11 protein-coding genes are annotated in these 12,963 nt (G+C 27.9%); all 11 read right to left on the bottom strand.

The window, feature by feature from the left end:
- Positions 1-25: 25 nt before the first annotated feature.
- The 11 genes from ABLL_RS03210 to ABLL_RS03260 all read right to left on the bottom strand — a co-directional run bounded on the left by ABLL_RS03210 (position 26) and on the right by ABLL_RS03260 (position 12,902).
- A complete protein-coding gene (locus ABLL_RS03210) occupies positions 26-1,216 on the bottom strand; it encodes an acetate/propionate family kinase (RefSeq protein WP_014473348.1) in 1,191 nt (396 codons plus the stop codon).
- Between the two features lie 24 nt (positions 1,217-1,240).
- On the bottom strand, positions 1,241-1,861 hold the full coding sequence (locus ABLL_RS03215) for a 3'-5' exonuclease (RefSeq protein WP_014473349.1): 621 nt from the start codon (positions 1,859-1,861) through the stop codon (positions 1,241-1,243).
- Positions 1,854-3,695, bottom strand: coding sequence for a putative nucleotidyltransferase substrate binding domain-containing protein (locus tag ABLL_RS03220; RefSeq protein WP_041655045.1), 1,842 nt, complete (start codon positions 3,693-3,695; stop codon positions 1,854-1,856). The genes ABLL_RS03215 and ABLL_RS03220 overlap by 8 nt, the downstream gene beginning before the upstream one ends.
- Before the next feature lie 93 nt (positions 3,696-3,788).
- Positions 3,789-5,438, bottom strand: coding sequence for a cation acetate symporter (locus ABLL_RS03225; protein ID WP_014473351.1), 1,650 nt, complete (start codon positions 5,436-5,438; stop codon positions 3,789-3,791).
- Complete coding sequence (locus tag ABLL_RS03230) at positions 5,438-5,752, bottom strand: DUF485 domain-containing protein (protein ID WP_014473352.1); 315 nt, start codon at positions 5,750-5,752, stop codon at positions 5,438-5,440. The genes ABLL_RS03225 and ABLL_RS03230 overlap by 1 nt, the downstream gene beginning before the upstream one ends.
- Positions 5,753-6,038: 286 nt before the next feature.
- Entirely contained in the window at positions 6,039-7,691 is a 1,653-nt protein-coding gene (locus ABLL_RS03235) for a cation acetate symporter (RefSeq protein ID WP_014473353.1), read from the bottom strand.
- Positions 7,691-8,005 carry a DUF485 domain-containing protein gene (locus tag ABLL_RS03240; protein WP_014473354.1) on the bottom strand — a complete coding sequence of 105 codons (315 nt, stop codon included), beginning with the start codon at positions 8,003-8,005 and terminating at the stop codon, positions 7,691-7,693. The genes ABLL_RS03235 and ABLL_RS03240 overlap by 1 nt, the downstream gene beginning before the upstream one ends.
- Before the next feature lie 187 nt (positions 8,006-8,192).
- Positions 8,193-8,825, bottom strand: a complete 633-nt coding sequence (locus ABLL_RS03245; RefSeq protein WP_014473355.1) for a 3'-5' exonuclease — start codon at positions 8,823-8,825, stop codon at positions 8,193-8,195.
- Positions 8,825-10,645 carry a DUF294 nucleotidyltransferase-like domain-containing protein gene (locus tag ABLL_RS03250; RefSeq protein ID WP_014473356.1) on the bottom strand — a complete coding sequence of 607 codons (1,821 nt, stop codon included), beginning with the start codon at positions 10,643-10,645 and terminating at the stop codon, positions 8,825-8,827. The genes ABLL_RS03245 and ABLL_RS03250 overlap by 1 nt, the downstream gene beginning before the upstream one ends.
- Before the next feature lie 95 nt (positions 10,646-10,740).
- Positions 10,741-12,636 carry a sodium:solute symporter family protein gene (locus ABLL_RS03255; RefSeq protein WP_014473357.1) on the bottom strand — a complete coding sequence of 632 codons (1,896 nt, stop codon included), beginning with the start codon at positions 12,634-12,636 and terminating at the stop codon, positions 10,741-10,743.
- An 11-nt stretch (positions 12,637-12,647) separates the two neighbouring features.
- Positions 12,648-12,902: a DUF4212 domain-containing protein gene (locus ABLL_RS03260; RefSeq protein WP_014473358.1), complete on the bottom strand. Its 255-nt coding sequence runs from the start codon at positions 12,900-12,902 to the stop codon at positions 12,648-12,650.
- Positions 12,903-12,963 lie beyond the last annotated feature (61 nt).

Consider the following 12,963-nt stretch of genomic DNA (forward strand, 5'->3'; position numbering starts at 1 on the left):
GTTTTCTAATTTGTAACATATTTTACTATTTTACAAGTTTATATGTATCTTGTGCTATTACTAATTCTTCATTTGTTGGAATAACAAAAATTTTTGTTTTTGAAGTATCTCTATTTATTTCTCTACTTATATTAGATTTTAATTGATTTTTTTGGCTATCAAGTTCAATCCCCATAAATTCTAAATTATGACAAATTTTATTTCTTATTAAATCAGAATTTTCTCCAATGCCAGCTGTAAAACAGATTGCATCAACTCCACCTAATAAACCTGCGTATGAACAAATATATTTTTTTACTCTATTACACATCATATCTATTGTAACTTGCGCTCTTTGATCACCATCATTTGCTGCACTAATAATTTCTCTTAAATCTGAACTTATACCAGAAACACCTAAAATACCTGATTTTTTATTTAAATAATCAATAATTTGATGTGTATCCATACCTTTTCTATCCATTAAATATGGAATAACTCCTGCATCAATATCACCACTTCTAGTTCCCATCATCAAACCTCCTAATGGAGTTAGTCCCATTGTTGTATTTAAAGATTTTCCATCTTTGACTGCACAAACAGACGAACCATTACCTAAGTGACATACTATAATTCTTGATTCTTTTTTATTATCTAAAAGTTTGATTGCTTCTTGAGAAACGTAGAAGTGACTTGTTCCATGGAAACCATATTTTCTTAAATGATGTTCTGTATAATCTTCATGAGGAACAGGAAATAAAAAATGAACTTCTGGCATTGTTTGATGAAATGCTGTATCAAAAACAGCAACATTTGGAACATTTGGCATTAATTCTCTACAAATTTTCATTCCTAAAATATTTGCAGGATTATGTAAAGGTGCAAGAGGAATTAATTCTTCAATTTTTTTAATTACTTTATCTGTAACGATCGTTGATTCTTTGAAAAACTCTCCACCATGCGCAACTCTATGCCCAACAGCTTGAATTTCAGTTATTGAATCAATAATTTTTGTTTCACCTTGAGTAAGAGTCTCTAAAATAAGCTCAATAGCTTCTTTATGAGATTGAATAGATGCTTCTATAGTTAATTTTCTATTTTCACCAACTACATGTTTTAATACACCATCAATGCCAATTCTTTCAACAATTCCACTAGCTTTTAACTCAGATGTCTCTGCATTGATTAATTGATATTTTAAAGATGATGAACCAGCATTTAATACAAATACTAACATTATAATTTTTTTCCTTTCTATAGTTTATTTTATTTTTATATTTGGTAAATTTTTAAGTTTTATGAAAATCATAGCAGTCATGATTGCATCATTATATGCATCATGCTTTCCTAAATTTGGTATATTTAGTTCTTCCATAATAGAATTAAATCTCAAATCAATATGTGATTGAGGGATAATTTCAATTTTATAATCATGATAAATTTCTGAAACTTCATAAGCTTTATTGGGAAGAGTAATCCCAAGTTTTGGTTTCAAATATTTATTTATCATTGCAATATCAAATTCTAAAAAATATCCAACCAATGGTCGATTTCCAATGAAATCAATAAATTCAGTGATAACTTCATCTATCTCTTCAGCATCGTTTAAATCACACTCTCTTATATGATGTATTTTTATAGCTTCAGCTTGAAGTTTTGTTTTTGGTTTTATAAATTTTATAAATTTTTTACTAGATACAATCGTATTATCTTTTATAATAACTGCTCCAATTGAGATAATGTCATCTTTTTTTGGATTAAGTCCTGTTGTTTCACAATCAAAACATACATATTCATTATCAAAAGATTTATCAAACAAAAATAGATATTTTTGATCTTTTAAATTTTTTTTATTAAAATAATTTTTAATAGTTCTAAACATAGTTTAACTTAAAGTGAAATTCTAATTTTTTCTTTAATTTATTTACAATTTTAAAAGATTCTTTTAATAAATCTTTTTCCATAGTATTTAAATTATTAGGGTTGATATAGTTATCTATTTCAATATTCTTGTCAAGTTTTTCTAAATTTGATTTTAATTTCAAATTTGTTAAAAAATTGAAAGCCATTGTTAATTCTTTGGCAAATTCTTCTTCAATAATTCCTATTTCAACTAACTTTTTTATTCTTTTTGCGGTGTTTGTATTAAAAATCTTATTTTCTAAACTTAGAGATCTAATACCTTGAACGATGATAAAAATTCCACCTCTTTTTATATCTATTTCATTTTTATGTTTATTATCTTTACTATTAAAAACAAAACCATCAAAGAAACCTAATGGAACATCAAAACTTAATATCACTTTTGCAAAAAGTGCATAAAAAGTTTGACTATTAGAAGATATTTTAAATAGATATTCCTTTAATCCAGTGATTAAATTTTTATCACCTGAAACATATACCGCATCGTAAAAAATTGCTATGTTCATGAAGTTGTCACCAGTTGGTTCATTTATCCATGAATAAATTAAATCTTTAAAATCAGATTTTTTTCTACACCAATAAGGATTAGAAACCATTATGTTTCCTTCACATCTAGGAAACCCAAAATCAACAAGTGTCTCTGTAAATTTTGATGTAAATTTTTGTAATTCATTCTCCTCAATTGCACAATCATCTGATAAAATCAAAGCATTATCTTGGTCAGTTTTTAGAATTTGTTCTCCTCTTCCTTCACTTCCCATTACAACTAAACAAGATTTCTCATATAATTCTTTAGGTGCAAGAATTTTATATAATTTATCTAAAAGTTTTTTATTTAATTGATTTATCAGTTTAGAGATAAACTCAATTTTTACACCTTTTGCATTTAGAGATTTTATTATTTTAATAAAAGATAACGAAGCTTCTTTTAGCTCTTCAACTGTTTCAGCTTTTACTATTTGATTTGAAACAGAAAAAATGTTTGTAGCAAAAAAAGAAGATAAAGATATTTGATCTAAAATCCCAATAATTTCATCTTTATCATTTTTTACAACAACTCTTTTCACTCCATGTTTTGCCATTATTAATTGGGCATTAAATAAAAAATCTTCTTCATTTATATAAATAAGACCTTTTGTAGCAATTTTTATAACTTCATCATCAAAATTCATTCTATTTAAAATAACTTTTTGTCTAAAATCAGAATCAGTTACAATATACATTTCTCCTAATTCATCTTTTAATAAAATAGTTGGAATTTTTTCTTTTTTGATAATATTTGCTGCTTCAAAAATAGATTTTTTTGTATCTATAATCACAGCTTTATGAATTTTTGCATCTTTAACTTTTGCAATCATAATATTTGCCATTTCTTTGTTTTTCTCATGTAAAATATTATTGTTAAGTTTTTCTGAAATGGATTGGAAAAAATAGTTCTCTAACTCTTGATTTTCATGAAGTATATTTATAAAAATCTCTCTTGGAAGAGTATAACAAATGGTCTCTTCTGTAGTCACAAAACTATTTTTTGAATAATTTTCTATTAAAGATATTGAATCGAAAATTTCATTTTTTGAGTATATTGATAAAACTTCATCATCTTGTTTTTCTTGAATTACTCCTTTTAATATAAAAAAAAGTGTTTGAGGTAAACTTCCTTGAGCTTGTACTGTCTCATTCTCTTTAAAATACACAATATCCATATTTTCAACGAAAGTATCAATTTGATCTGTTGTTAAATTTTTAAATGGATGGATCGAAGAGATAAATGTTTTTTGTTCTAATATACTCATATTTTCCTCTTTTTTAAAAATAAAAGTAATGATTGAAATAAAATCAATCACCAATATACTTGAATATCAAAGGAAAATCCTTTGATATTTTTATTAGTGAGAAACAGCTCCTGCTGCACCAATTCCTGTATTTGCTCTTACATTTTGAGCTCTAAATAATACTTTTTCTTTTTGAGCTCTAGGAGAGTTGTCAAGTTTAGAAAAGAACCAAATAGAAACAAATGCAACAGTTACTGAGAATAGTGCAGGGTGTGCATAAGGAAAAATTGCTTTTTCATTTCCTAAAATTTGTACCCATACATTTGGTCCTAAAATTACAAGTGCAACAGCAGTTATAAGTCCCATAAATCCACCTATAAATGCACCTCTTGTAGTTAATCCACTCCAGTAAATAGATAAAAATAAAATAGGGAAGTTTGCACTCGCTGCAATTCCAAATGCTAATCCAACCATATATGCAATATTTTGAGATTCAAATGCAATACCTAAAGTTACTCCAATAATTCCAATTATAATAACTGTAATTTTTGAAATTTTTACAACTTTTTCATCACTTGCATTTGGATTAATTACATTTGCATAAATGTCATGTGATATAGCACTAGCACCTGCAAGTGTTAAACCTGAAACAACTGCTAAAATAGTAGCAAAAGCAACAGCAGAAATAAAACCTAAGAATGCATTTCCACCTAACATATGAGATAAATGAACTGAAGCCATATTGCTTCCTCCAAATAATTTCCCATCAACGAAATATTGTGCTCCATCAGCTGAATTTAAAAATGCAATAGCTCCAAATCCAACTATTGTAATAATTACCCAAAAATATGCAACAAATCCAGTTGCATAAACAACAGATTTTCTAGCTTCTTTTGCATTTCCAACCGTAAAAAATCTCATTAAAACGTGAGGAAGTCCAGCAGTACCTAACATCAATGCCATACCTAATGAAATAGCTGAAATTGGGTCTGAAATAAATCCTCCAGGACTTAAAATAGACTCACCACTTGTATGGTTTTCAACTGCTTTTACAGCTAATTTTTCAAATGAAAAATCGAAACTGTATAAAACCATAATTGCCATAAATGAAACACCAGAAAGTAATAAACAAGCTTTAATAATTTGCACCCACGTAGTTGCTAGCATTCCCCCAAATGTTACATAAATAATCATTAATGCTCCAACCATAAATACAGCATACTCATATTCCATACCGAATAATACTTGAATTAATTTTCCAGCTCCAACCATTTGTGCAATTAGATATAAAATAACAACTGATAATGAACCAAATGCAGCAAGAGTTCTAATCTCTTTTTGTCCTAATCTGTAAGCTGCAATATCAGCAAAAGTAAATTTACCTAAATTTCTTAATTTTTCAGCCATGAAAAATAAAATAACAGGCCAACCAACAAGAAATGAAACAGCATAAATTACTCCATCATAACCTTTCATATAAATCAGACCAGAAACCCCTAAAAAAGCTGCAGCTGACATATAATCTCCAGCAATTGCTAAACCATTTTGAAATCCACTAATTCCACCACCTGCTGTATAAAAATCGCTTGCAGATTTTGTTTTTCTTGCTGCCCAATAAGTAATCCCTAATGTACCAACAATAAATACGAAAAACATAATAATTGCAGAAATATTAAGCTCTCTTTTAGTTGCTTCAAAAGTTGCATCACCTGCTGCAAATGCAGATATTGCAATAATTGAAATAAGTGCTAAAACTTTTAACATTATATTAAATCCTTTACATCTTTTTTTATTTCATTAGTTAATTTTTCAAACTCAGTGTTTGCTTTTCTTACATAAATTAATGTTGTAATAAAACTAATTACTAAAATTGCCAATGCAATAGGAAATGCAATAGTTGTTATACCATCTCCAACTTTTGCTGATAAAAGTTCTTTGTCAAATGCAATAACTAAAATATATGCATAAAACATAACTAATACAAAAATACCAAGCTTAATTCCTAAGCCATTTCTTTTTGAAACTAATTCTTTATATTTAGGATTAGATTCAATTCTCTCAACCAGTTCGTCGTTCATTCTGCTTCCTTTTTAATAAGATAATAAACAAAAGTTTATTACCTTTTTTCATTTAAACTAAATTAATAAATATATAAAATAGTTAATGAAAAAAAGTATCTGATTATACTTATAAATATAAATTTGTATTAGAAAATTTCATAAAATATGTAAAAATTGTGTAGTAATTTGTAGATTTGTAACATAAAATACAATTATAAATTATTAATTTTAATTATAATTGTTAAGCTACATTTAATAAATAAAGTTTATTTTACTAAAGAGAAGATTCTCTTTAGTAATTTTATTAATGAGCAACAGCCCCATCAGCACCAATACCAGTTTCAGCTCTAACATTTTGTGCTTCATAAGCTTCAATTTCTTGTTTAGCTTGTTCAGACTTATCTGTGATAGAAAAGAACCAAATAGATATGAATGCAATAGTTACAGAAAATAATGCAGGGTGTTTATATGGGAATATAGCTTCTGCATTACCTAAAATATCTTTCCATACAGTTGGACTTAAAATAACTAAAATTACAGCAGTTAATAGACCAATAAATCCACCAATAAATGCTCCTCTAGTTGTTAATTTTTTCCAATAAATTGATAAGAATAAAATAGGGAAGTTAGCTGATGCTGCAATAGCAAAAGCAAGACCAACCATGAATGCAATATTTTGTTTTTCAAATGCAATTCCTAAAATAACTCCAACAATACCAATAATAATAACTGATCTTTTTGAAACTTTGATTTCATCTGCTTCAGTTGCTTTTCCTTTTTTCACAACAATCGCATAAATATCATGTGAAATTGAAGATGCTCCTGCAAGTGTTAATCCTGATACAACAGCTAAAATAGTAGCAAATGCAACAGCTGAAATAAATCCTAAGAATATATCTCCACCAACAACATGAGATAAGTGAATAGCAGCCATATTTCCACCACCAAAAAGTTTACCATCAACATAATATTGAGCACCTTCTGGAGAATTTAAATATACAATAGCTCCTAATCCAATAACTGCAATAATTAAATAGAAATAACCAATAAATCCAGTTGCATAAACAACAGATTTTCTTGCTTCTTTTGCATTACCAACTGTAAAGAATCTCATTAAAATATGTGGTAATCCAGCAGTACCTAACATTAATGCCATACCTAATGAAATAGCAGAAATTGGATCTGAGATAAATCCACCTGGAGCCATAATAGCTTGACCTTTTGTGTGACTTTCTACAGCTTTTGTTGCAAGTGCTTCAAAAGAGAATCCAAAATGAGATAACACCATGAATCCCATAAACGTAACACCTGAAAGTAATAAAACAGCTTTAATAATTTGTACCCAAGTTGTTGCTAACATTCCACCAAATGTTACATAAATAATCATCATAACCCCAACAAGGATAACGGCATATTCATAATTCATACCAAATAGAACTTGAATTAGTTTTCCAGCTCCTACCATTTGAGCAATTAAATATAATGTAACAACTGATAATGAACCAAATGCTGCTAAAATTCTGATTTTTGTTTGATCTAATCTATATGCTGCAATATCAGTAAATGTAAATTTACCTAAGTTTCTTAATTTTTCAGCCATTAAAAATAAAATTACAGGCCAACCAACTAAAAATCCAACGGCATAAATTAAACCATCATATCCATTTAAATAAATCATACCTGAAATACCTAAAAAAGATGCAGCAGACATATAATCTCCAGCAATCGCCATACCATTTTGGAAACCTGAAATTCCTCCACCAGCTGTATAGAAATCACTTGCAGATTTAGTTTTGCTAGCTGCCCATTTTGTAATAGCTAATGTTCCAGCAATAAAAATAAAGAACATTATAATTGCTGAGATATTTAAATCTCTTTTTGGTCCATCAAATGTTGCATCCCCTGCTGCAAATAATGCAAATGCAAATAAGCTTAATATTGTAACAATTCTTAACATTATAATAAATCCTTAACATCATTTTTAATTTCATTAGTTAAATCTTCAAATTCACTATTTGCTCTTTTTACATAAATTAGTGTAGTAATAAAACTAATTAAAATAATTGCCGCGCCAATAGGAAATGCTAATGTCATAACCCCATCTCCAATTCTTGTTGCTAGTAATTCTTTATCAAAAGCGATAACTAGAACATAAGAATAAAACATCGCTAATACAAAAAGTGATAGTATTAAAGAAAATGAATTTCTTTTTGAAACTAACTCTTGATATTTAGGATTAGATTTAATTTTGTTAACTAAGTCTTTATCCATTTTTGCCTCCTGTAAATTGTGTTTAATTTAAAAATACTTTGGAATAATAAACTATGAAAGTTGCAATAACATAGCATTTAAAAATTATTTACAAAAAATCTTATATAAATAAAACTTAAAAAATGTACTAATTTATTTAATTATAAAAATATAATAAAATTGATTGTAAAAAGTAACTATAATATAGTTAATTAGTGTAAAAAGTAGTTTTTGCTGGAGTTAAATCTTTTAATTTTAAAAACATCATAGATGTCATAATTGCATCATTTAATGCATCATGTTTACCTAAAGCTGGTATATTTAAATTTTTTAAAATAGTATCAAATTTTAAATCAATAAATTCATAATCACTTGTTCTTTTTCTTGTTCTGTAATACATAGTTGAAACTTCAATAGTATCATTTGGAAGTTTTATTCCAATATATTTTTTTGTATATTTTGAGATAATAGTTACGTCAAATTTTATATAATAACCTACTATTGGTCTTGATCCAATAAAATCTAATAGTTGATAAATTGCATCTTCTGGATCAAGTGCATTTTCTAAATCTACTGTCCTAATTTGATGAATTTTAATTGATTCTGCATTTATATTTTTTACAGGTTTTAAAAAAATATTAAATGTTTTTCTCATTAAGATTTTATTTCCTTTTATTAAAACTGCACCAATTGAAAGTATTTCGTCTTTTTTAGGATTTAATCCTGTAGTTTCACAATCTAAAGATACATATTCATCTGCCAAAGGTTCATCAAATAAGAAATCATATTTCTTGTTTTTTAACTTTTTTCTGTTCCAGTTTTTAAAAAATTTTTCTAACATCATGAAATCTTATCAATTTTAAATACATAATTAATGAATTTTTTAAATTCAATAATAATTTTGAAAGAATCTTTTAATAAATCTCTTTCAATTTTCCCAAGAGCGTGAGTGTCTATTTCATTGTTGATTTTTTTTCCTGCTTGTATATCATCTAGTTGAGACTTTAATCTTAGAGTATTTACTACATCAAATGCTTCAATTAATTCTGCTGCTTTACTTTTTTCTAGAATTTTTTTCTCTTCTAAAATTTTAATTCTTTTTACAGTTGTAGTCTCTCTAATTCTTTCTCTTAATGCTAAACTTCTAATTCCTTGAACAATTGGAAACACAGCAGCTTTTTTTATATCAATAAAATGTGTTTTCGTCATAAAATTAGATATTGTTGTTGGTGTATCAAAAGCTAGAGTTGCTCTTGCAAAATATGCCATAAAAACATCTTTATCATGTAATTTATTAAATAAATTATCTTTTAAATTTATTAGTAATTCTTTGTCTCCTGCAACTGCGAAAGAATCAAAGAAAATTGCTAAATCCATATAGTTTTGCATATCAGGAGCTTCAATCCATCGAATAGTCTCTTTTTTATATTCACTAACAGTTTTACACCAAAATGGATTTGAAACCATAATATTTCCTTCACAAGGAGGATAACCAAAATCAATTAAGTGTTTTGTAATCTGTTCCATATATGGTCTATATTGTTCAACATTAACATCATCTTTTATAACAAGCGCATTATCTTGGTCTGTTTTAATAATCTGCTCATTTCTTCCTTCACTTCCCATAACAATAAAACAAGCATCTTTTTGTAACTCTTTTGGTAATACTAAACTATATAGTTTTTGATATACTTTTGTATTTAATTGACCAATCAAGTTTGATATATGATTTACTTTTACCCCTTTTGCATGTAGACTTTTTATAATATTTAATAAATCTTTACTAGCATCTTTTAAATCTTCTATTTTTTTAGCTTTTTTTATTTTTGAATCTACAACATATGTATGATTTGCAAAATGTGAAAGTACATCAATTTGTTCTAAAATTCCTATCATTTCACCTTTATTATTTGTTACACCAATTCTTTTAATATTTTTCTTGATTAGTATAGTTAGTGCTTCAAATAAATAATCATCATTGTGAACTGTAAGAAGTGGAAATATTGCAATATCAACAACAGGAATTGTTAAATCTCTACCTTCAAGTAAAACTTTTACTTTTAATAAAGAATCAGTAATTATTCCATATTTCCCTGAATCTTTTTTTACTATTATTGTAGAAGTTTTATATTCCATTGATTTTTCTATTGCATCAATCAATCTTGTGTTCTCTTCAACTATACAAGCTTCATGGATCAATGTATCTTCAACTTTTGCAATCATAAAAGATGATAATTGAGATGTATATTCTTTATCTTTTAGAGTTTGAATTTTATTAACTAAATCTTTTAAGAAATAATCTTTAAATTGTTGATTTTTTTCAATTAATGAAAGAAAAGTATTTTTTTCGATTTCATAGCAAATTAACTCTTCATTTACTTTGAAAGTATTTGCACATTTTCCATATATTAAAGAATTAGAATCAAAAGAATCTTCGTGTTGATAATCCATAACAATTATATTATCTACTGAATATTCATATACTGAACCTTTAATAATTATAAAAAAATGTTCAGGTATTTTTTCGGGGCTAATTAGTATTGAATCTTTTGGATAATATGCAATATCCATGTGTTGGATACACATGGACATTTGTCCTGGTGTTAAAACTTGAAATGGATGAATATTAGATAAAAAAGCCTCTTGGTCTTGTATACTCATATATTTCCTTTGTTTTTATTTAGTATTTTTTTAAACTAAAAAGATTTAATTTAAAAAAATACTAAAAGTATACCAAAAGGTATACTTTATAGTTTTTAGTGATCTAATGCTTGACCTGCACCTGAAGGAATTCTGATTCTTTCTACTAAATCTTGAATCTCTTGTGGAGGTGGAGGAGTCATTCTTGATACAACTATTGCTACGATTAAGTGTAATAATGTTCCGATTGTACCAATACCTGTTGGATTAATTCCAAATAAATAGTTTTCTGGTTTTCCACCCATAAATACAAAGTACACAATGTATCCAAATGTGAAGAATAAACCAACTAAAATACCTGCAATTGCACCTTCTTTATTCATTCTTTTATCAAATACTCCAAGAATAATTGTTGGGAAGAATGCTGCTGCTGCTAAACCAAATGCAAATGCAACAACTTGTGCAACAAAACCTGGAGGGTTAATCCCTAAATATCCTGCAATAACAATTGCAACGATAGCTGAAATTCTTGCCCACATTAATTCAGTTTTTTCATTTAATGTAGATTTACCAGTTATTTTATCTTTAAAAATAACTTGTCCCATTAAATCGTGTGAAATAGCTGAAGCAATTACAAGTAATAAACCTGCCGCTGTTGATAATGCTGCTGCTAAACCTCCAGCTGCAATTAGCGCAATAACCCAGTTTGGTAAGTTTGCAATTTCAGGATTCGCAAGAACCATAATATCATTATCAACATAAAGTTCATTTGCAATTCCATTTCCTTTTGCTAATTCAGCTTCATCAGGTGCACCTTTTGCATTAGTTGTTAATTTATGACCATCTTCAGCTCTTTTATCACCATCAAATACAGGTTTTCCACCTTTACCATCAAATGCTGGACCTGAAGCATATTGGATTTTACCATCACCATTTCTATCATTCCATGCCAATAATCCACCTTGTTCCCAAGTTTGGAACCATTTACCATGATTTGGTGTTCCATCTGCATGTTTTGCTTCACCATTTACAAATGCTGAATATTCAACATTTTGAACATTTTTAATTAAGTTAACTCTTGAGAATGCTGCAACTGCTGAAGCAGATGTATACATAATCGCAATAAATACTAAAGCCCATCCAGCAGATACTCTTGCATCTTTTACTGTAGGAACTGTAAAGAATCTAACAATAACGTGAGGAAGTCCAGCTGTACCTAGCATTAAAGCAGTTGTTAGCATAAACATATTCCATAAATTTGTTGGTTCAGTATAGTTACCAAAACCTAAATCACTAATTGCTGAGTCTAAAGCATGTAGTAAATATGTACCTTCTGGGATAATTTTTACTCCATCGTTAAATGCAACAGTTGTTTGTCCAAAAATACCTAATTGAGGTAAGAATGTATCAGTTACTTGTAATGATAAGAAAATTGCTGGAATTGTATAAGCAAAAATCATTACAACATATTGTGCTACTTGAGTATATGTAATACCTTTCATTCCTCCAAGAACAGAGTAAAAGAATACTATTGCCATACCAATCATAACACCTGTATTTACATCAACTTGTAAGAATCTTGAGAAAACAATCCCAACCCCTCTCATTTGACCTGCAACATATGTAAATGAAACAAATATAACACCAATAACTGCAACTAATCTAGCAACATCTGAATAATATCTATCTCCTACGAAATCAGGAACAGTAAATTTACCAAATTTTCTTAAGTAAGGAGCTAGTAACATAGCAAGAAGAACATATCCTCCTGTCCATCCCATTAAATAAGCACTTGCATCACTACCTTTAAAAGCAATAATACCTGCCATCGAAATAAACGATGCTGCACTCATCCAGTCAGCTGCAGTTGCCATACCATTTGCAACAGGATGAACTCCACCACCAGCAACATAGAAATCTTTAGTTGAGCCAGCTTTTGCCCATAAAGCAATACCAATATAAATTGCGAAAGAAATACCTACGAATAGATAAATTAATGTTTGTAATTCCATTTTGCTACTCCCTATTCATGTACACCGTATTTCTCATCAATTCCTGACATTACTTTTACATAAACAAAAATTAAGATAACAAATACATATATCGCACCTTGTTGTGCAAACCAAAACCCTAACTTAACTCCACTTATTTCAATAGTGTTAAGCTCATTGATAAATAAAATCCCACAACCAAAAGAAACTAGAAACCAAACTACAAGTAATTTGATAATCATAGAAATATTTTCTTTCCAGTATGCTTGTGCTTTCTCTGGACTCATCTTGCTCTCCTTTTAGAATTTTTATTAAACAATTAAATTGTTAAATAAGTAACATTGAAAT

This window comes from Arcobacter sp. L (assembly GCF_000284235.1).
Classification (GTDB): domain Bacteria; phylum Campylobacterota; class Campylobacteria; order Campylobacterales; family Arcobacteraceae; genus Aliarcobacter; species Aliarcobacter defluvii.